At 57.9% G+C, this 20702-nt stretch carries 13 protein-coding genes; 10 read left to right on the top strand and 3 right to left on the bottom strand.

What is annotated here, in order from left to right; all coding sequences use genetic code 11:
• The 7 genes from mnmG to AC1EKE_RS07000 form a co-directional block, all read left to right on the top strand.
• Positions 1–1502: tRNA uridine-5-carboxymethylaminomethyl(34) synthesis enzyme MnmG (mnmG, locus tag AC1EKE_RS07030; protein ID WP_480308825.1), on the top strand; the 1502-nt coding region annotated here is incomplete at its 5' end.
• Positions 1503–1527: 25 nt separating this feature from the next.
• On the top strand, positions 1528–3357 hold the full coding sequence (gene uvrC, locus AC1EKE_RS07025; protein WP_296164076.1) for an excinuclease ABC subunit UvrC: 1830 nt from the start codon (positions 1528–1530) through the stop codon (positions 3355–3357).
• An 88-nt stretch (positions 3358–3445) separates the two neighbouring features.
• Positions 3446–3895, top strand: coding sequence for a D-aminoacyl-tRNA deacylase (dtd, locus tag AC1EKE_RS07020; protein WP_296164074.1), 450 nt, complete (start codon positions 3446–3448; stop codon positions 3893–3895).
• Positions 3892–4254, top strand: a complete 363-nt coding sequence (locus AC1EKE_RS07015; protein ID WP_296164062.1) for a nucleotide pyrophosphohydrolase — start codon at positions 3892–3894, stop codon at positions 4252–4254. Before dtd ends, AC1EKE_RS07015 begins: the two co-directional genes overlap by 4 nt.
• On the top strand, positions 4244–5143 hold the full coding sequence (deoC, locus tag AC1EKE_RS07010) for a deoxyribose-phosphate aldolase (RefSeq protein ID WP_296158987.1): 900 nt from the start codon (positions 4244–4246) through the stop codon (positions 5141–5143). Before AC1EKE_RS07015 ends, deoC begins: the two co-directional genes overlap by 11 nt.
• A 682-nt stretch (positions 5144–5825) precedes the next feature.
• Positions 5826–6989, top strand: a complete 1164-nt coding sequence (locus AC1EKE_RS07005) for a hypothetical protein (protein ID WP_480308824.1) — start codon at positions 5826–5828, stop codon at positions 6987–6989.
• A gap of 4 nt (positions 6990–6993) precedes the next feature.
• Positions 6994–9009, top strand: coding sequence for an Ig-like domain-containing domain (locus AC1EKE_RS07000; protein WP_480308823.1), 2016 nt, complete (start codon positions 6994–6996; stop codon positions 9007–9009).
• A 663-nt stretch (positions 9010–9672) separates the two neighbouring features.
• Here the strand turns inward: AC1EKE_RS07000 and ung are convergent.
• Genes ung through AC1EKE_RS06985 form a run of 3 tightly spaced genes read right to left on the bottom strand, consistent with a single transcriptional unit; the run spans position 9673 to position 14656 of the window.
• The gene (ung, locus tag AC1EKE_RS06995) at positions 9673–10344 is read right to left on the bottom strand and encodes a uracil-DNA glycosylase (RefSeq protein ID WP_480308822.1); all 672 of its coding nucleotides are present in this window, start codon (positions 10342–10344) and stop codon (positions 9673–9675) included.
• Positions 10341–12956: a dipeptidyl-peptidase 3 family protein gene (locus AC1EKE_RS06990; protein WP_480308821.1), complete on the bottom strand. Its 2616-nt coding sequence runs from the start codon at positions 12954–12956 to the stop codon at positions 10341–10343. The genes ung and AC1EKE_RS06990 overlap by 4 nt, the downstream gene beginning before the upstream one ends.
• Before the next feature lie 17 nt (positions 12957–12973).
• Positions 12974–14656 carry a nucleoside kinase gene (locus AC1EKE_RS06985; RefSeq protein ID WP_480308820.1) on the bottom strand — a complete coding sequence of 561 codons (1683 nt, stop codon included), beginning with the start codon at positions 14654–14656 and terminating at the stop codon, positions 12974–12976.
• A 357-nt stretch (positions 14657–15013) separates the two neighbouring features.
• Between AC1EKE_RS06985 and AC1EKE_RS06980 the strand changes: the two genes are divergently transcribed.
• From AC1EKE_RS06980 to AC1EKE_RS06970, 3 genes are read left to right on the top strand one after another with little or no spacing between them, the layout of a single operon-like run.
• On the top strand, positions 15014–18028 hold the full coding sequence (locus tag AC1EKE_RS06980; protein ID WP_480308819.1) for a SusC/RagA family TonB-linked outer membrane protein: 3015 nt from the start codon (positions 15014–15016) through the stop codon (positions 18026–18028).
• 19 nt (positions 18029–18047) lie between these two features.
• Positions 18048–19610 carry a SusD/RagB family nutrient-binding outer membrane lipoprotein gene (locus AC1EKE_RS06975; RefSeq protein ID WP_480308818.1) on the top strand — a complete coding sequence of 521 codons (1563 nt, stop codon included), beginning with the start codon at positions 18048–18050 and terminating at the stop codon, positions 19608–19610.
• Between the two features lie 26 nt (positions 19611–19636).
• The gene (locus AC1EKE_RS06970) at positions 19637–20692 is read left to right on the top strand and encodes a hypothetical protein (protein ID WP_480308817.1); all 1056 of its coding nucleotides are present in this window, start codon (positions 19637–19639) and stop codon (positions 20690–20692) included.
• Positions 20693–20702: the final 10 nt, after the last annotated feature.

Raw genomic sequence — 20702 nt, 5'->3', positions numbered from 1 at the left:
GTGGGGAGGGTGGGGCGGTCACCGGCGTAGTCACCGCCATGGGGCTTACGATAAAGGCGAAGTCTGTGATCCTCACCAATGGGACCTTCCTCAATGGCCTGATGCATATTGGCAGCGTGAAGATCCCGGGGGGACGCATCGCCGAGCCGGCCTCGCTCCGCCTCTCGGAGCAGATCGCCGGGCTAGGCTTCAGGACCGATCGGATGAAGACCGGCACGCCGATGCGGCTGGATGGTCGCACGATCCACTTTGACCTCTGCGAGCGTCAGGATGGTGAGGAGGGGTGGCACCACTTCTCTTTCCTCCCGGAGGTGTCCCGACTGGAGACGCCCCAGAGGCCCTGCTTCCTGACGGAGACGACGCCTGCCAGCCACGAGGTGCTGCGGCGTCATCTCGATGAGGCACCGCTCTATAATGGTCAGATACACAGCATTGGGCCGCGCTACTGCCCCAGCATAGAGACGAAGATCGTCACCTTTGCCGGGAAGGATCACCACCCGCTCTTCCTCGAGCCGGAGGGCGCCGACACGACGATGTATTACCTCAATGGCTTCAGCAGTTCGCTCCCCATAGAGGTACAGGAGGAGGCGATCCGGCAGATCCCTGCGCTGCGGGATGCGACGATTATGCGGCCCGGCTATGCGATCGAGTACGACTTCTTCGACCCGACGCAGCTGCACCACACATTAGAGACGAAGTTGGTCAAGGGGCTCTTCTTCGCCGGTCAGGTCAATGGCACGACAGGCTACGAGGAGGCGGCAGGTCAGGGCTTCGTCGCCGGGGTCAATGCTCACTTCGCTGCTCAGTCTCTTGCCAAGACCTTTACCCTCGCTCGGGACGAAGCCTACATAGGGGTTCTGATCGATGACTTAGTGACGAAGGGGGTGGACGAGCCCTACCGGATGTTTACCAGTCGCTCCGAGTACCGTATCCTCCTAAGGCAGGATAATGCCGACAGACGACTTACGCCCAAGGGGATAGAGCTGGGGACGGTCGGCGTGTGTCGAGAGAGGCGACTGGAGGCGAAGCTGGCGCTGATCGATCGCTTTGAGGAGCTGCTCAGGGACACTTCCGTGGCCGACACGCCCGACCTCGCGGCATACTTCGAGCGGGTAGGGGAGACACCGCTGAGGCATCCGCAGAGGCTCCGTGAGGTGATCCTTCGCCCCCGTATCACGCTGGATGGGCTGGTCCCCTTTGTCCCACAGCTGGCGAACTTCTTAGAGCAGGGTCAGCTTGCGGAGGAGGTTAAGGAGACCATCGAGGTGGAGGTGAAGTATGCCGGCTACATCGCCCGCGAGCGTCAGGCAGCCGAGAAGGCTCGCCACTTAGAGGATATCCGCATCGCCGGCCACTTTGACTACCTCTCCATACAGTCGCTCTCGACTGAGGCTCGGCAGAAGCTCGACCGGATCCGTCCGGCGACCATCGGTCAGGCCTCCCGCATCCCCGGCATCAGCCCCACGGATATCAATATCCTCCTGATACTCATGGGACGATAGTCCTCTTTGTTTCACGTGGAACGCCATGCTGATAGCCAAGAAAGACATACGCAACAGCCTATCCGTGATCCCCGAGTCGCCCGGAGTCTACATCTACCGCGACAAGGAGGATAAGGTGCTCTACGTCGGTAAGGCAAAAAATCTCCGCAAGCGGGTGGGGCAGTACTTCCAGCGCGAGTCCGACCGACCCAACGCTCGGGCGATGCTGCGCGTCTTTGAGACCGTGGAGTATATCGTAGTCCAGACGGAGACTGATGCGCTCTTGCTTGAGAATAACCTCATCAAAACGCACCAGCCACCCTACAATATCATGCTCAAGCATGGTAATTTCTACCCCTACATCTACGTCACGAGGGAGCGCTTCCCGCGCTTTGGGACCACGCACAAGCCAGAGCCGGGCGGCAGCACGGAGTACTATGGTCCCTATCCCAATAAGTCGATGGCCTATCAGCTGGTCCAGCTCTTCCGTCGGCTCTACAAGTTTCGCACCTGCTCTTTTAACCTCTCTCCGGAGAATATCGAGAGGGGAAAATTCCGGGTCTGCCTGAAGTACCACATCGGCCGCTGCAAGGGGCCTTGCGAAGGTCTGCAGACGGAGGAGGACTACGACAGGGACGTCCGGGCGGCTAAGGAGATCCTGCGAGGGCATATCACGGAGGTGAAGCGGGACATCAAGGAGGTGATGGCAAGAGCATCTGAGGAGCTGGACTTTGAGACCGCCCTGCAGATGCAGAATATGCTCTATACGCTGGAGAACTACCAGGGGAAGAGTACCATCATGAGCAACGTCATCGGTGATGCGCTGGTGGCCACCTATGGCTCTTCGAGGCGTTCCTTCTTCGTCAATTATCTCCTGACGAGGGACGGACGGATCATCTCGGGGCGCACCATGGAGTACCGTCGAGGGATAGAGGAGGAGGATGTGGAGCTCTTTGCCTCCGTCCTGAAGGACTTGCTCGATACGCTGCCTCTGGAGGGCACTCGCGAGCTCATTCTCCCCCTTATGCCGGAGTACCTCGACCTCTCTGCCTATCGCGTCACGATCCCTCAGAGGGGTGACCGAAAGCATATCCTCGACCTGAGCCAGCACAATGTGGATCAGTTCATCAAGGATAAGGACCTGCAGGCGGAGAAGCTCAACCCCGCCCAGCACAATATGCAGATCCTGCGAGACCTGCAGAGCTCAGTCGGTCTGCCTAAGCTTCCCTGGCACGTGGAGTGCTTCGATAACTCCAATATCCAAGGAGCGGAGCCGGTGGCCGCCTGTGTCGTTTTTAAGGGCGGTGTCCCCTCCAAGAAGGACTACCGACTCTTCCACATCAAGACCGTCGAGGGGCCGGATGACTACGCCTCGATGCGCGAGGTGGTGGTACGTCGCTACAGTCGCCTGCGTGACGAGGGGGAGGAGCTCCCCGACCTCATCATCACCGATGGTGGCAAGGGACAGATGGGGGTGGTGCGAAAGGCTCTTGACGAAGTGGGGGTAGAGATACCGATCCTCGGTCTCGCCAAGGACGACCGCCATCGCACCAGCGAGGTGCTCTATGGAGATCCGCCTCAGGTGATCGGCATTATGCAGCGCGGGCAGGTCTTTCACCTCTTAGAGAGGATACAGAATGAGGTTCACCGCTTCGCCATCACCTTCCACCGAAATGTCCATGCTAAGAGGTCGATCTCCTCTGAGCTCGACGCTATTGCAGGTATCGGCCCTGCTACTCAGAAGAAGCTGATCCGCACCTTCAAGTCGGTGAAGCGGATCCGCGAGTCTGTTTCTTTGGACGAACTGACAGAGGCCATTGGCCCTGCCAAGGCTCGCCTCGTCTGGGACTACTTTCACCCCGACAGCGAGGCCTGACGCCCTCTCAGCACGCCTGGGCCACACTGCTTTTTGGTTTCTCCTCCGTGCCGACCTCTTATTTCTCCTAAAGTGGTATCTTTGGTCTATGAGAGCAGTTATTCAGCGTGTGAGCGAGGCGTCCGTGACGGTTGATGGGTCTTTGGTCTCGTCGATCGGTATCGGGATGCTGGTTTTACAGGGAGTGGAGGTGGGCGACACCGCCGAGGATATGGATTACTTGGTCCGCAAGATCATTGCCCTGCGCATCTTTGACGACGAGGATGGGGTGATGAATAAGGACATCCTGTCCATCGGTGGGGATATCCTGCTGGTCAGCCAATTTACTCTCCTTGCATCGACGAAGAAGGGCAATAGACCCTCCTACGTCCATGCTGCCAAGGGACCCGAGGCAGAGCCACTCTACGACCTTATGGCGCAGGCTCTCTCCGATGAGCTCGGGTCAGAGGTGAAGAAGGGGATCTTCGGGGCCGATATGAAGGTCCGGCTACTCAACGATGGTCCTGTGACCATTTGCATAGATTCGCGAAACAGATGACCGACACACCCAGCCCCACACTTAGAGAGGTCCAGACCGTGGTTGACCAGTGGATCCACGACTACGGGGTCCGGTACTTCTCGCCTCTCACCAATATGGCGCAGCTCACAGAGGAGGTGGGCGAGGTGGCTCGCATTATCGCTCGAACCTATGGGGATCAGAGTGCGAAGTCCACGGACGACCTCTCCAAGGAGCATCTGGCAGACGAACTCGCTGATGTCCTCTGGGTCCTCGCCTGCATTGCCAATCAGACCGATTGCGATCTTACGGAGGCCCTTGAGAGGAATATAGCGAAGAAGACAGCTCGCGACAAGTTCAGACATTTATCCAATCCCAAATTATACAACCATGAGTCATAATCACCACGATAACGACTTCTTCCCCTCACAGGATAAGTACAGTGAGGCCTTCGGAAAGTTTACCTTTGACCTCAGTATGGAGGAGGTGACGACCAAGGTGCAGGAGTGTGTCGACAAGCACTATAAGGAGCTTGATACCAGAGATAATATCAACCTTATCCACAGTATGATCGACCTCACCTCGCTTACCTCTGAGGACAGCGAGGATAAGATCTATAAGCTGACTCAGCAGGTCAATAAGCTGGATGACGACCACCCTGACATTACCCCTGTGGCGAGTATCTGTGTCTATCCTAACTTCGCTCAGGTGATCAAGGAAAACCTCACCGTCGAGCAGTGCCACATCACCTGCGTGGCAGGTGGCTTTCCCTCGTCGCAGACCTTCCCCGAGATCAAGGTGGCTGAGATCGCTCTGGCGATCCACGATGGGGCGGAGGAGATCGACATTGTACTCCCGGTCGGCGCCTTCCTCGCTGGTGACTACGAGACCGTCTGTGACCAGCTGCAGGAGCAGAGACAGGCCGCCAAGGATGTGATCCTAAAGGTGATCCTTGAGACCGGCGCCCTGCAGACCCCCGAGAATATCGTCAAGGCGTCCATCCTCGCTCTCTTCTGTGATGCAGACTTCATCAAGACCTCTACCGGTAAGGGGTATCCCGGTGCCACGCCCGAGGCGATCTACATTATGGCCTCTATCGTCAAGCAGTACTACGATCAGTTTGGTCTTAAGAGAGGGATCAAGGCCGCTGGTGGCGTGCGTACGACGGAGGAGGCGCTCAAGTACCTCTGTATCCTCAAGGAGGTCCTTGGCGACGAGTGGCTGACCCCCGACCTCTTCCGCTTTGGTGCCAGCTCCCTGGAGGCGGACACGCTCAAGCATCTCCTCTGATATTTTTCGCACATCCTAATAGACCCGCAAGCTTTACCCTGTCGTGGAGCTTGCGGGTCTTTTTTTATCCTAATCGGATGCCCTCTTAACTCCACGTCCCTCTCTTTAGTGTCGCTTGTAATGCGAATATCCGGGGGTGTGACACTCTATACGAGTCGTATCTACTATGGCGTGCAGAACCGTTCGACTCGTCCGATTTAATAGCGCATTAAAAGGGAAGGCACCACAGAATGGCTGTGGGGGCTCGAATGCCCATCATACTGACCAATTGTGCTTTGAGTTGACCTATGTGACCAATTAAAACAAAAGGAGACATTGGGTAGTGGTTGAGGTCGTATCTTTGCAGTGCGAAGAATTGGGGATGGCACCATATCCTATGGCCCCGGGGGTGACGTGCCGGAGTCTTGCCGAAGCCTTTCATATCATCGTGAATAGTGGTGCGCTTACCACCCCTGTGTATGTGCCTGCTTTCTATCTGAAAAGCTCCTTTCTATCGCCCCTATTTTAGTCGCATATAGTCAAGGATGGGACGGGACTTTCTGCTATATTTGTGACTATGAAGTTGCTCACGAAAACGGTTTTTGCCTCGTCTATTGAGGTAAACCTCCCTCTGTCGAAGAGTGAGGGCATTCGTGCGTTGATCTCCTGCTACCTCCTTCGGCGGGGTAGGGGAGTTACTCAGATGCCCCATTGTGATCTCTTGGGTACCGATGCCCCGGAGGACCTCTACGCTATGTACGATGGTCTCCAGGCGCTTCTCTCGGGACACTCTGATATTACCCTCACTGCCTCTGCGAGTGTCGCACGGTTCCTCTTGGCACTTGCTGCTGCAGAGCGTCGTCAGACTACCTTTCACCTCACCGATGCTCAGTTGCTCCGACGCCCTATGGGTCCACTCCTCGACTATCTGCGTAGTTGTGGTGTCACGATCGACCTGACGGATGACCGGTGGGTCGTCGATGCGCGACGTCAGTTGGTTCCACGTGAAACAGAGATTGACGCAAGAGCGTGGGAGTCAAGTCAATTTATCTCTGCGATAATCTATTTTGCGGTAGCTCAAAACTACCCTGTGAGTATCCGGAGGCAGCATTCTGATCCCAGCTCAAGGTATATCGCCTTGACGATCGACCACCTGAGTCAGATCGGTGTAAATCTCACTTGGGAAGCGGAGCGGATCAAGTTTGAGCCTGGTCGGAAGATAGGTTTGACTACTCTTGATTCTTATGATCTGACACTCCCTGCCGATTACTCATCCGCTGCCTTTTGGCTGGAGTTGCAAGCGCTCCACCCGGAGATCCAAAAATTAGTTTTGAAGGGGCTGGATCCTAATTCATCCCATCCGGATGCTCGTGTGCTTGACTTTTTTGGACCATTTCTGGATGTCGTTACTACTGATCACTCTGTGCGACTGATCCGACGTCTTGAACCGACTGAGGTAGACCAGCCGCTCAATCTTGACTTGTCTCAGAATCCTGACCTCTTCCCCGCCCTCTTTGCCACAGTAATTGGCTTAGGAGTGCCTGCCACATTTACGGGACTATCCTCACTGGTCTACAAAGAGTCGGATCGCCTCAGCGCTTCGCTCTCTATCGCTCACTCGCTGGGATGGTCCGGTGAGGCGTTTGTCTCTCACTCCCCTGACAGCGTTACCTACACGGGCGTTCCACGTGAAACAATTCCCGGTAGTGTGACGCTCGATCATAGAGGGGATCACCGCCTCGCTATGGCCTTTGGCGTCCTTGCTACCGCACTGGAGGGGACGCAGGTGATGATACCGGATGATGTCGCCGTGACGGTACGGAGTTATCCCCACTTTTTTACCGACCTTTGCAGGCAAGCCCGTTGAACTTATGATGAAGTACAGACGTCGATCTCCTTGGCTCCACCTCTCTCTCCTGATAGGCGGAACGATTGCCATAATCTACGGATGCGCCAATAGGGTGGCCCCCGATGGTGGTCCCTATGACGACCAGCCCCCGAAGCTCGTCCGGAGTAACCCGGCTGAGCGAGAGCTCAATATCTCGTCCAGAAAGGTGTCCCTCTGGTTTGACGAATTTGTCACTGTCAAGGACCCGCTTAAGAAGATCATCGTCTCCCCGCCTCAGCTGCAGCAGCCGGAGATCATCTCTTATGGGAAGAAAGTGGTGGTCAACCTCAAGGACACCCTTACGCCCAATACCACCTACACGATCGACTTCACCGATGCGATTGTCGATAATAATGAGGGCAATCCGCTGGAGAACTTCTCCTTTGCCTTCAGCACAGGCGATCGAATCGACACCATGGAGATAGCAGGGACGGTACTTAACGCTCGCACACACGAGCCTATGCAGGGGCTCCTCGTAGGTCTTCATCCCGACACCGCCCCGAGGAGTGCCTTCCACGACACCACTTTCCTCCGCACCAGTCGCACGTCCGACAAGGCGAAGTTTGTGATCCGCAACGTCCGTGAGGGACGCTACCACGTCTATGCTCTGAAGGAGAGTGATGGGAACTACCGCAACGACATGGTTGGAACCGAGGGCGTTGCCTGGCTCGATAGTGCCGTCCTCACCACCTGCAAGCCCGACATTCGCCCCGACACCCTCTGGGTTGACTCGCTCACCATCGACACCATCAAGCAGGTCCCCTTCACCCACTATTACCCCGATGATCTTGTCCTGCTCTACTACGAGCCACGTGACCCAAAGCGCTTCCTGAAGAAGCGCGAGCGCCCCGCTCCCTATCAGCTTCGACTCACCTTCAACGCCCTACCTGACAGCGCCATCAACCTCGCCCGGGTCGACTCCCTCGCGCTGCCGACCGACACGATGAAGCCCCCTTACGTCATGGACAAGAGCAAGGATGGGGTCGTCAACTTCTTCTTCACCGACACCACTTGGAGCGCCCACAGCACCTTTGCGCTCACCTATCTCTCCGTAGATAGCCTCGGCCTCCCCGCCTACAAGAGCGACACCCTGCGCATCGCCTACAAGGCGCCCAAGATCGATAAGGAGGAGAAGAAACAGAAGAGTGCCCAGAGCGACTCCATCGCTCATGCTGTCGAGAGTCCTTTCTCCATCAAGATCGAGCACAAGGGTAAGGGCGGTATTTCCGACTCGATCCTCTTCGCCTCGACCCTCCCGATCGACACCTCGATGCTCCGCGCCTTCACCCTCTACGATGCCAAGGACTCGATCCTCCAGCCGATGCGGATCGACACCATCGCATTCTTTGACGGCAGCGTCACCTCGGGGCTGATCAGCGCCCGCCTCAGCTATGGCGGTCAGTACGAGCTCCACGTCGACAGCGCTGAGATCGCCGATATCTATGGTCACCGGCTCAATAAAACCGTTGTCGATGCCTTTAAGGTAAAAGAGAAGAGCGACTTCTCCTCCCTCCGCGTCACCATCCACGATCTGCCGGACTCGATCATAGGCGAACTCCTTACGCCGGATGACAAGCTCGTCTGGACCTCCTACAGCAAGGCTTGCGAACTCTTCTTCCCGGACCTCGATCCGGGGAAGTACGGTCTCCGCATCATCTATGACCGAAACGGCAATCATCGCTGGGACCCTGGGGACTACGATGCCTCCACCCAGCCCGAAGCGGTCTACTACGCCCCCAAGGTCTTTGAGCTTATGAAGAATTGGGAGGTGAAGGAGAATTTCTACCCTCTCCTGACACCGCTCCTCACGCAGAAGCCCCGGACGATGATCCAGACAAAGTTTAATGAGGAGAAGCGCAAGGACCGCAACAAAGAGCGCGAGGAAGAGCTCCGTCGGCGCCGAGAGGGTGGCGGAGACCAGCCCGGTGGCAATCCCTTCGGTGGTCAGATGCCCGGAGGTGCCCTCGGTGGTATGCGCCAAGACACCCGCCGCTACTGATCCCCACCTTAGGCGACATAGACCGCTGTAAGGCTTATGTAGGTACCCCCCCCCTCCACAGGTCTCCTTTGAACTATACCTCTCTCTTATACTATAGTCCTTAGGAGCCCCTTAAAAAAGAGGGCATTTCATCTTGATAGGACGACACACCCTCGCTAATGAAGGCAGAAACGGATTCCTCGGTGTAGGGGACGAAGCGGTGCTCTTGGATGAAGGTGGTCTTGACCTGATCGGGATTGGTGTGGGGGAGGTCCCCGAGTGCCTAAAGTCTATGGTGGGAGCATTGCTATAGTGGCTTGTATGCTCAGATGCAGACCAGTTGTGCTTAGAGTTGCACTTAGGAGATCGGTCGAGACACAAAGAGACATTGTGTGGTTGTCGAGGTAGTATCTTTGCAGTGCGAAGAGTCGGGGAGGGCCCCCTTTACTAAAGTCCCCGGAGGGAATGACAAGGAGATGCTAAGCAATTCTTTGATCAGTACTAGAAATCTTTCGTATTCCCCAAGGGCAAAAAACCTTTAGAGCACGCCTTTTTGAGAGATCAGATGGGGGCGGATACTGGGCTGGAGTTGCGGCACGCCCGAAGGGTGCAGCATTTCTTTCCCAATATCCATCCGTTAGAGATTTATTCCAATCAATCTCTCTGAACTGTGGATGGCGGTTTTTAGTCCTCTACCCAGCGGATGAGGGGGAGGTGGTGGCGGAGGAGGTAGTCGTTGGTCTTGGAGAAGGGCTTGCTGCCGAAGAAGCCTCGGTAGGCACTGAGGGGCGAGGGATGTGGCGCACGGAGGATACGATGGCGCTCGGGGTCGATGAGGCGCGCCTTCTGCTGCGCATCTGACCCCCAGAGGATGAAGACAAGATGCTCCCGCCGCTCAGCGAGGAGCTCTATCGCCCGGTCCGTGAAGTGCTCCCAGCCCCAGCCGTGGTGGCTGCGCGGCTGGTGGGCGGTGACGGTGAGCGTCGCATTGGGGAGGAAGACGCCCTGTCGCGCCCAGTGGGTCAGGTCCCCGGAGAGGGGCTTCTTAACCTCGAGGTCGTCGGCCAGTTCCTTATATATATTGTCAAGGGACGGCGGGATCATCACTCCGCGGGGGACGGAGAAGGCAAGACCCATCGCCTGCCCGACGTTGTGGTAAGGGTCTTGACCGACGATTACCACCTTGACCTGGTCAAAGGGGCAGAGGTTGAAGGCATTGAAGATCAGGGGAGCGGGCGGGAAGCACTGCCCCTCGGAGTAGGCCTGCCGTACTCGGTCGGTCAGTTGACGGAAGTAGGGTTGCTCGAAGTCTTCTCTTAGCACCTCCTTCCACGAGGGCTCTATCTGTACGTTCATTGCCTGAGGTACTCCAGCAGTTCGGTCAATTCTTCCCCCACCCCCTTGCGGAGTGGGTCTTCCTCCTTGGCACGGGCATTGGCGAAGCGTGCGATGCGCTGTCGCATCTCGGGCTGACGCTCGGCGAGGCGGGAGAGCGCGCGGAGGATGTAGGTCGCCTGGAGTGGTCGCTCCTCGGAGAGCACCTCCTCGGCGCTGTCGAGAGAGTGCTTGACGAAGCGGGGCGAGGCGCTACCAGCGACGGCGAGTCGAGTCAGCACGACCCACGGCAGGACTGCTTCGGGAGACTGCTTCGCCACCTCCGTAGCCACCCGCTCCTCCTCACCGGAGCCGATCAGCAGGAGGGTGACAAATTGCTCCGCCTCCTCGATCGTGCGACACTCGCCGGCGAGCGTGAGGAGATCCTTGCGGGTCAGCTCCTCCCGGGGGCGGATCATCAGGGAGAGAAGGCGCATCTCGCGAACCTCCTTCGTCCACATCAGGTCGGCAAGGGAGCGGTCGCGGGGCTGCTCCGCAGCGATCTCCCGCAGGTCGGGCAGGCTGACGCCAAAGTTGATCCCGTATTGCAGCCCCTTGTCGCGCATACTTTTGGAGACGTCGCCACTCATCCGCTTGCGGAGTCGCTGCCGGATCGCATTGAGCCGGTCGTGCCACCTCCCCTCGCCGTAGACCTTGTGCTCCTTGCGGAGGAAGCCCTCCAGGGGCAATGCCAGCGTGCGGTACTGCTCGCTGTAGCGGAGATTTTGCTCGATAAATCCCTCGGTGTAGTCGATCTCCACGCTCTCCCCACGGAGCGAGAGTCTGGGATTGACAAAGCCGAGATAGGGTGCCATGCCGGTGGCTCGGTCGCGACGGATCGCCTCCTCCCTCAGCTCCGGATCCACCTCGGTGCCAAAGCGGGCAACGAGGTCGGCGGCCGCCTCGTAGTCGCCCCGGCTCTTGATGCGCTGCAGCTCTCGCAGTAGCTCACCAAAGATCTCTCTCAGCCGGTCGTAGTCGTGGATCTGGACGAAGTGCTCCCCATTGATCACCTCCAGGGTCACCGCCTCCGGGTACTGCAGGGCGTAGCGGGCGATGAGGGCACGGTTTTGCATATGCGCCTCCCTCAGCACGGTGTCCTCCCCGAGGCGGGAGAGCTGAGTGATGAGGGCAGAGGTAAGGTAACGGTCGTACTCCGCCCGATAAGCGTCAGGCGAGGGCAGGATCCCCAGCTCGACCAGCTTCGGGTCGGCGATGAAGTAGAGGGCATTGATATCCGCCCGTGCCTCCTCGATGCAGGAGTCGTACTCCCTCAGGTCGGCACCCGAGACGCCGGGGAGGAGCTTCCCCGAGCCGTGACCGATGATCTCGTGGAGGTCGGTGTGGAGCATGTCCGCCTCGGCACCATAGCGTCTCAGCCGTTCTTTCACCTCCTCACCGTGATAGAAAAGGTCGATCGACGCCGCACTGCGGTAGCGGTCGATGGCGAGGGAGATATTGGAGAGTGTGACACTCTTGCTCCCCACCTCGGCCCGCATACGCTCGTCATTGGGGAGGTTGATCCCAAGTGGCGAGGCGGGGTAGCTGTCTCCCGCCAGCATCACCACGTCGATGGCGCGGGCCGCACGCCCGAGGGGTTCTGTCCGCTTGTAAGCTTCGTCGATGGGCGACTGCTGCTCAAAGTAGCCCGCCAGCTCGACGATCCGGCGCACCCGCTCGGTGCCCTCGGGATCCTCCAGCTCCACGATCCCCTCGTAGGAGCCCTTCAGCCCGAGCGGATCTTCGTAGGTCTCGATGAATCCGTGGATCAGGTCCACCGGCTCCAGTAGCCGCACCCATGCCTCGCTGTAGTCGGCAAAGGCATCGATGTCCCCGCTCTCGTAGTAGGCGATCAGCGTCCGGAGGGTCTCCCTTGCCGCTTCGCTTGGGGCGTAGGAGAGCGCCGCGGTGAGCTGCCGGACGATCGCCTGCAGGGCGTCGCCGTAGAGCCCGTCGGTATAGGCGGTCAGCTCCCGTAGCTCGCCTTTTTCATCCTTCACGAGCCGGCTATTGAGTCCCGGGGCGATGCGGTACTTGTCTTTTCGCTTTTCGTAAAACTCCAGCGCCTCCGCTGTGGTGACGCCGGGGCCGTAGAAATTGACCGCTGACCGTTCCACTAAGGTCTCCCGATCCCCGTCCGCTCGGCGAAGGGGGTCCTTACTCGGGTCGAAGATCATCTCCTCCAGGGCGTCAAGGGTGAAGCCCTGCGCCTCGAGGTACGCCTCCACATCGTAAGGCAGCTGCAGCACCGCCTCGTGGAAGTAGGTCCGGCTAAAGGCGGGGACCGTCTTCGTCTCCTTGTAGTGGTGGTGGAAGCCGGAGTACATCCAGAGCTGCGTCAGGTAGTCCTCCATATCGTGATTGCGGAAGGTCCCCTGCTCCCAGATCGCCTCAAGGATCACCCGTGCGGCGAGCGCCATCGGGTGGTGCTGCAGGTAGAGGATGTCCCGACCGTAGAGGCACGCCTCGGCGAGGTGGTAGACGTAGCGATGAGCCTGTGGCTCCAGAGCCTCCCAGCCGGGGACCCGGTAGCGCAGGATGTCGATATGCTTGGAGTGGAAGACGAGATCGCCTGCCGTTGCTTTCAGTGTCATAGGAAAAGAGAAGTAGGTTACCTATCCCGATAGCTGCTGCCACCGATGAACTCCCTCAGGAGCGACCCATGAGGGAGCAGTCTCTCCGGGATCGGATCGAAGAAGCGCAGCTCCCGCAGGAGCCGAGCCGCCACCGGATAGACCGGACTCATCTCCGGCACCCGACTGATCGCCAGCTCTGCCTGCTGTCTCAGCGCACCGAGCTCGTAGACCATAGCGCTATTAAAGATCACGTCCGCCTCCTCCTGGTAGGGGAAGACCCACTTCTCCTCACCGGCACGCACATCAGGCCAGGAGGTAAGCGTCTCCTCGGGCGGTTTATTTCGATACTTCACATCCCTCACCATCCGCCGTAGCAGGCGGTTGTCGCTTGTGCTGAGCCAATTGTGCTTGTCGTAAGAGATAGCTGTCAGGGCGGAGACGTAGATCTTGTACGACGAGTCCTCCACGGCATCGGTCAGGATGATCGGGTTGAGCCCGTGGATCCCCTCGATGATAATCATATCCTGCTCAGTGAGCCGAAGGGTATTCCTCGGGTCCATCACCCGCTCACCGAGGACAAAGTCGTACCGCGGCATCGGCATCTCCTCCCCCCGGACCAGCCCCCGCAGCGTCTCCCTGAGGAAGGGAAGGTCGAGCGCATAGACCGACTCGTAGTCCGGCTGTCCCGCCTCGTTGTGCGGGGTGATCGCCCGATTGACATAGAAGTCATCGAGAGAGATCGGGTAGGGCCGGATGAGGTGGGTCAGCAGCTGGGTCGTCAGGCGGCGGGAGAAGGTGGTCTTCCCCGACGATGAGGGCCCCGAGATCAGCACTGCCGACACCCCTTTGTCCCGATGCAGGCGAGCGATGTGGGAGGCGATGGCAGCGATCTGCTTCTCCTGCTGTGCCTCAGCCACCTGGATCATCTGCGTTGCCTTGCCGGAGCGGATCAGGAGATTGAGCGGTGTCACATCCTCCACACTCAGTCCGGTGATGAGTCGATGCTGCGAGTCGAGTGCCTTGAAGAGCTTGGGCTGCAGTTCTTTCTCAGCGAGCCTCGTGGGATCCCGGCGATCCGGCACCCTGATCAGGAAGCCGTCATTGGCCGGCTCGAGGTCAAAGAGGTGGAGCTGCCCCGTCCGCGACAGCACCTGATGGAGGATATAGTAGTAGTCGCCCTGCAGCTCCCAGAGGACCACGGAGTAGCGCCCGGAGTCGCTGATGAGCGCTGCGGTGTCGACGTCCCCTTTCTCCTCCATATACTTTATCGCCTCCTCGGCAAAGAGCCTCACCCTATTTATCGGCAGGTCGGCATCGATGTACCTCTGGATGCAGGCGCGCACCCGATCCATCTCCTCCGTCGTCGGCCGTCGGTCACCTATGGTACCGTAGTAGCCCTTGGCGAGGGCAAATTCGAGCTTCAGAGTAGGTAGCTTAAGTTCCCTTGCGGCAGCAGTCAGCAGCAGTGCCAGGGTCCTGATGTAGGCTCTGCTGCCCTCCTCCGAGGAGTAGTCTGCATAGGTGAGCCTGCAGGACTCCACGATGGGTCGCTGGAGCGCCCACGGGTGATTATTCATCGTGGTGGCATAGGCATCGCTGATGCCGATCGCTTCGAAGTCTTCGCGGAAGCGGTCAAAAACTTCTGCCGGGCTCAGCAGCTCCTCCGTCGCGAGGCTCCGCTTGATCTGTGGGAGAAATATCGTCTTACCTGTAGTCATACTCTATCGCATTCACTTTTCCCAAAGGTACTACATTCCGCCCTATCCCACGTAGTCCCACTCTTCCCCGACTCCCTGTACTCCTGCTCTGCTGCAAAAGAGACGTTAAGTCTGTGGGTTAGGAAAAAGATTGATTAACTTTGCGCCAAAGAGGGTCACCACCCCTCAGTAGACTATATGTAGGCCCGGTATGAGTCATCACCACAGTCCCTGCCGGATACTCTGCATAAGAACCGGAGTTTTACCTTTTACAACTTTATAATGAAGAATCTACTATCACTCCAAAGCAGGCATTTCCTTCTGCTGCTCATGTGCTTGGTGTTTGCTCTTCCGCTGTCGGCGCAGAGCAAACTCACAGTGAAGGGCCATGTAGTGGACGAACAGAATGAGCCCATCATCAGCGCCACGGTGGTCGTCATCGGGCAGGCCAATATGGGAGCAATGACTGACATTGATGGAAACTTCCAGATAGCCGACGTCCCCTCCGACGCTACGCTACGCTTCTCCTACGTGGGATATAAGACGCTCGAGATCCCTCTGAATGGACGCACCTCTCTGACGGTGGTCCTCAAGGAGGATAGCGAGCTCCTCGATGAGGTTGTCGTCACCGCTCTCGGCATCAAGCGCCAGACCAAGGCTCTCGCCTACAATGTCCAGGAGATCAAGGGAGACCAGCTCAGCTCCCGTAAGGACCCCAACTTTGTCAACTCTCTCAACGGCAAGATCGCCGGCGTCACCATCAATACCAGCTCCGCCGGTATGGGTAGTGCCGCGAGAGTGGTCATGAGAGGAACCAAGTCCATCCAGGGCAATAACAACGCCCTCTACGTGATCGATGGTGTGCCGATCTACTCTCTGACCCAGGAGCAAGGCTCAGGTCGCTTCTCCTCCTCCGGCTCTACGGAGAGCGCTGCGGACATCAATCCTGACGATATCGCCTCGATCTCTGTCCTCACCGGCGCCTCTGCAGCCGCCCTCTATGGATCGGCAGCGGCCAATGGTGCCATCCTCATCACCACAAAGAAGGGTCAGGCGGGAGCGCCCAAGGTCTCCTATGCCATGAATATGGACTTCGGGCGACCGATGATCCTGCCGGAGTTTCAGAATCGCTACGGCAGTCAGGGCAACCTCCTCTCCTGGGGCTCACTGATCCCGGAGGGCGACCCGAGATGGGAGGTAGGCGACTTCTTCCGCACGGCATCCAATATGACGCACTCCATCTCCGTCTCCGGAGGTACGGAGCGCAACCAGACCTACGTCTCCGGCAGTGTGACCACGACGAAAGGTCTCGTGCCTAATAACAGCTACAATAGATACAATCTCTCGGCACGCAATAACACCTCCTTCCTCGAGGATCGCCTGACCATCGGCACCTCAGCGAGCCTTATATTCGAGGACCATATGAACCTCATCAACCAGGGTGAGTACATGAACCCCCTTGTGGCAGCTTACCTCATGCCGAGGAGTGAGAGCTTGGAGTCGGTCAAGAACTTTGAGAAAGCCGATCCCAGCCGCAACATTTATGTCCAAAACTGGGCGTACGGCAATGGAGACTATACCCTCCAAAACCCCTACTGGATTGCGTACAGAAACCTCCGCGGCACGAAGCGCGAGCGCTACATCCTGGGGCTGAATGCTAAGTACGACATCATGAAGTGGTCCGAGTCAGACTTTTGGAACATCGCCGGTCGTGTCCGGTGGGATCGTACGCTCGTCAAGTCTACGGACAAGCGCTATGCGACGACCGAGAAGACCCATGACGTCAGCAAGAATGGCTACTATGGCGAGCTGAAGGGAAGCGAGAGCCAGACCTACGCCGACCTCCTCACGACGGTAAATAAGGGATTTGAGCTGCAGAATGACTGGCGACTCAATGTCAATGCCACCCTCGGTGCCTCCATCCAGGACACCCGCTACGACGACACCACGTATGGCGGTCCGTTGCGAGAGGACGGCATCCCCAACGTCTTCAATATCTTCAATATCGATCAGGCTGCCCAGAAGACTAAGCCGATCCCTCACGGATGGATCGAGCAGACGCAGAGTATCTTTGGGAGCGTGGAGCTGGGACTCAATTCCTACCTCTACCTGACCCTCACGGGACGTAATGACTGGGCATCACAGCTCGCCAATTCGCCCCAGAAGTCGTTCTTCTACCCCTCCGTGGGTCTCTCAGGCGTCATTACCGAGATGCTGGATGAGGAGACCTACCAGAGGATCCGTCCGGTGCTCAATTACTTCAAGGTGCGTCTCGCATACAGCTCGGTCGCCTCTCCATTCCAGCGTGGTCTGACGACTCCGGTCTACCTCCCCGATGAGGACAGTAAGAAGTACAAGACCCAGACCTACTTCCCCATCGGTCAGCTCTATCCGGAGCGTACCAACTCATACGAGGTCGGTATCTCCTCTCGCTGGCTTAATGGCCTCATCACCCTCGACGGGAGCTACTACCTGACTGACACCAACAATCAGACCCTGCGCGTCGCCGCCTCTCCCTCCTCCGGCTACGATGCTGTCTACATCCAGACCGGTAGCGTACGCAACCAAGGAGTGGAGCTTGCCCTGGGACTTCACTTGGGCAAGGATGAGGGCTTCCGCTACGACGGCAACTTCACCTACGGATACAATCACAATAAGATCGTGGAGCTGGCCGATAACTACTACAACCCCCTCACGAAGGAGCAGGAGTCACAGCCCTTCCTCGACATGAATAGCATGGGCTCGATGCACTATATCCTCAAGAAGGGCGGCTCACTCGGCGACATCTACACCACACAGGACTTTACGCGTGATGCTAAGGGCCGTGTGCTGGTCAATAAGAATGGCTCCCTGAGTGTCTCCAACTTCAAGGACGACCAGATGGTCAAGCTCGGCAGTGTGCTCCCGAGTCACAACCTCGGTTGGACCAACGAGCTATCCTACAAGGGACTGAGCTTGGGCTTTGCCCTTACCGGCCGTGTCGGCGGCGTGGTCGTATCCATGACTCAGGCAGCGCTCGACCACTATGGTGTCTCTGAGGCGACTGCCGCAGCCAGGGATCTCGGCTATGTGCCGGTCGATGGCAGACCTATCGATCCTCAGAGCTACTTCATCGCCCGGGGTAAGAATCGCTTGGCGCAGTACTACGTCTACGATGCCACCAACTTCCGTCTGCAGGACCTCCACATCTCCTACAGATACAAGTTCCCCGCATCCATTTTCATCTCCGATGCCACGCTGTCCCTCTATGGGAGGAACCTGTGCTTCCTCTACAATAATGCTCCCTTCGATCCCGAGTCTGTCTCCTCGACGGCCAATTACAGCCAAGGTATGGACTACTTCATGCTGCCGTCCCAGAGGACTCTCGGATTTAGTCTAAGTCTCAATTTCTAAGTCACACACTTGAGCTCTTATGAAAAATATAAATCTTACCCTCACTGCTTTTTTGGGCTTCACGCTCCTCGTAAGCGCCTGCACGAAGAAGTTTGAGGACTACAATAAAGATCTCTCAGGCATCACGGAGGCAGAGATGTCCCGCATCCCCACCGGAGGTGCGGAGCTGAGCCAGCTCATCAATTGGGTCATCCCCAATCAGGAAAACGGCTACCAGATGGACTACGACCTCCCGGGTGTCCTGTCCGGCTTTGTCGGTTCGCCCAATTTCACCTCCGACTTTGCCCGATATGCCCCCCAACAGGGATGGAATGACTACCCCTTTAACGACACCTTCGGGAAACACCTCTACACTCAGTACAATGTCCTGAAGCGGAAGAGCGAGGGCGATATGACCAAGCCCTACTTTGCGCTCGGCACCCTCCTCCGCATCGCCATAGTCCACCGCGTGGCGGACTGCTACGGACCGGTGCCCTACTCCAAGGTCACCGGAGTGGATCTCCGCGTCCCCTACGATACAGAGGAGGAGCTCTACACTGCTATGCTTGCTGATCTCAAGACTGCCGTAGAGGCGCTCGATGAGACTCCTGTGGGGGATCTCTCGTACAAGGACTACGACACTGTCTATGGTGGCGACATGCGTAAGTGGGCCACCTACGGTCGCTCCCTGATGCTGCGTATGGCGATCCGCATCTCCGGTGTGGCTCCTTCCATGGCCAAGGAGTATGCAGAGTATGCGGTCCAGAAGGGCGTCATCGAGAGCAACGACCTGACGGCTGCCTTGCCCTCGATCGACAACCCTGCTGTCAAGATGAATGACTGGAACGACTCGCGCGTAGGGGCTGATATCGTGGAGTATATGCTTGCCTTTGGCGATCCGCGCACCTCCGCCTATTTCACCGCCGTACGTGGAGAGAAGCCCTTCGGCCTTCACGTGCCGCCCGTTAAGGGCTTTAAGGGCGATCCTAAGCAGGATGAGTACTCTCGTGTGAACGTTGCAAAAGACTCGCCCATCTACCTGTTTACTGCCGCCGAGGTCTCTTTCCTCAGAGCTGAGGGTAAGCTGCTCGGCTGGAGCGTCGGCGACAAGAGCGCTCGCGAGTACTATGAGGAGGGGATCCGCCTCTCCTGCAAGCAGTGGGGCGTAGAGGTAGGCGACTATCTCTCCGGTACTGAGACCAGAGGAGGCTTCCAGGATCCCGTCTTCCCCTCTGCGGATGTCCCTTCATTCTCGTCCGATATCACGGTCTCCTGGGATGCTGCTGCCGGTGACAAGGAGCGGGAGCTAGCTCAGATCATCACCCAGAAGTGGATCGCGCTCTTCCCCTACAACACCATCGAGGCGTGGTCCGAGTGGCGCCGCACCGGGTACCCCAATCTCCTCACCGCTACCGTCAATGAGAGCAAGGACTGTCAGGACATCGTGCGCAGAGCCGATGGTAAGGACTATGGCGGCATGAGGCGCTTCGCTTTCTCCAATGATGAGAAGGTCAATAACTTGGAGAATGTGAATGCCATCCTCCCCTCTCTGAATGGCCCGGATACACACGCCACCGATCTCTGGTGGGCGCTCAAGAAGTAATCCCCCCTACATCAAGATAGTATTGTATGAATAAGAATAGATATTTCATCGCACTCCTGCTGCCACTGCTGGCCCTCGGCAGCTGTGCGGACTGGACCACTCAGGAGCCCATCCCCGTGGAGGCTCCCGTACTCCGTCCGGCAGACAAGGTCGTCAGAGAGTACAAGGCTGATATTTTCTCTCGCCCCATCGTCATCGGTATGATGCACGACTGGTGCAAGCAACCACTCCACTGGCTGTCGGAGACCCCGGACAGCCTTGACGTGGTGATCCTCAAGGGGGTGACGGAGGAGCTCACCTCCACTCAGAGCTACGACCTCGCAAGCGCCCAGAGTGCCAAGCATACCAGGGTGCTTCTCGGCATGGACCTCAGCCAGTACGATGTCAGTGGCTCTAAGGAGCTCGACCGACAGCTCACTAAGGAGCGAATGATCCTCAATACCAAGTGGGCTGCCGCTGAGACTGAGCCGACACCCGAGGAGAGGGAGAAGGAGCTGTCCGCCATGACCGAGAGAGTGACCAAGGAGCTGCATGACAAGTGGCTCCGGTCCGCTCAGCAGGAGATCGTCAGAGGTCTCGGGCTACTCTCCAAGGCGCCCTTTGACGGCTACTCGATCAAGCTCCCCGTGGACTTTACGCTCTTTGACAAGGCCGAGATCACCGATATCCTCTCTGACCTCCAGAAGCGTGCCTCCTCGCAGAGGGCTGACTACCTCATCGCCGTCGAGAGCCCCTATGCTGAGGCTGCCTCCTTTGTCGAGAAGGCGACCTGGGTGCTCTACAGCTGCACCGCTGTCGACCCCACCCTCGCTCACTTCACCGAGCAGGCATCACTCTGGTCCGGCAGTCGCTTTATCCCCACCATCGATCTCTCGGATAAGAAAAACGCCATCGGCTACCCCGACAGCCCCATCTTCTCTGCCGACAGGATCTCGAGAGATAGGGAGCTTATCCACTGGACGTCGGCCAATAAGGCCGGAGTCGCCTTCGATCACATCGAGGTGGACGCCGGCAATAAGTCTGGCAAGGAGGGCTTTGCTCTCCTCAGGGATCTGATCAACGCCAATAGTCTAACGAAGTAAACCGAATGCC

It is taken from the genome of Porphyromonas sp. C0041D3 (assembly GCF_056590575.1).
Note: the sequence above shows the minus strand (reverse complement) of the source record. Positions and strands in the feature narration are given on the sequence as shown.

Coding starts and splice junctions, on each gene's coding strand:
- uvrC (WP_296164076.1), top strand. CDS start 1,528: ATGCTGATAGCCAAGAAAGACATACGCAACAGCCTATCCGTGATCCCC.
- dtd (WP_296164074.1), top strand. CDS start 3,446: ATGAGAGCAGTTATTCAGCGTGTGAGCGAGGCGTCCGTGACGGTTGAT.
- AC1EKE_RS07015 (WP_296164062.1), top strand. CDS start 3,892: ATGACCGACACACCCAGCCCCACACTTAGAGAGGTCCAGACCGTGGTT.
- deoC (WP_296158987.1), top strand. CDS start 4,244: ATGAGTCATAATCACCACGATAACGACTTCTTCCCCTCACAGGATAAG.
- AC1EKE_RS07005 (WP_480308824.1), top strand. CDS start 5,826: ATGCCCCATTGTGATCTCTTGGGTACCGATGCCCCGGAGGACCTCTAC.
- AC1EKE_RS07000 (WP_480308823.1), top strand. CDS start 6,994: ATGATGAAGTACAGACGTCGATCTCCTTGGCTCCACCTCTCTCTCCTG.
- ung (WP_480308822.1), bottom strand. CDS start 10,344: ATGAACGTACAGATAGAGCCCTCGTGGAAGGAGGTGCTAAGAGAAGAC.
- AC1EKE_RS06990 (WP_480308821.1), bottom strand. CDS start 12,956: ATGACACTGAAAGCAACGGCAGGCGATCTCGTCTTCCACTCCAAGCAT.
- AC1EKE_RS06985 (WP_480308820.1), bottom strand. CDS start 14,656: ATGACTACAGGTAAGACGATATTTCTCCCACAGATCAAGCGGAGCCTC.
- AC1EKE_RS06975 (WP_480308818.1), top strand. CDS start 18,048: ATGAAAAATATAAATCTTACCCTCACTGCTTTTTTGGGCTTCACGCTC.
- AC1EKE_RS06970 (WP_480308817.1), top strand. CDS start 19,637: ATGAATAAGAATAGATATTTCATCGCACTCCTGCTGCCACTGCTGGCC.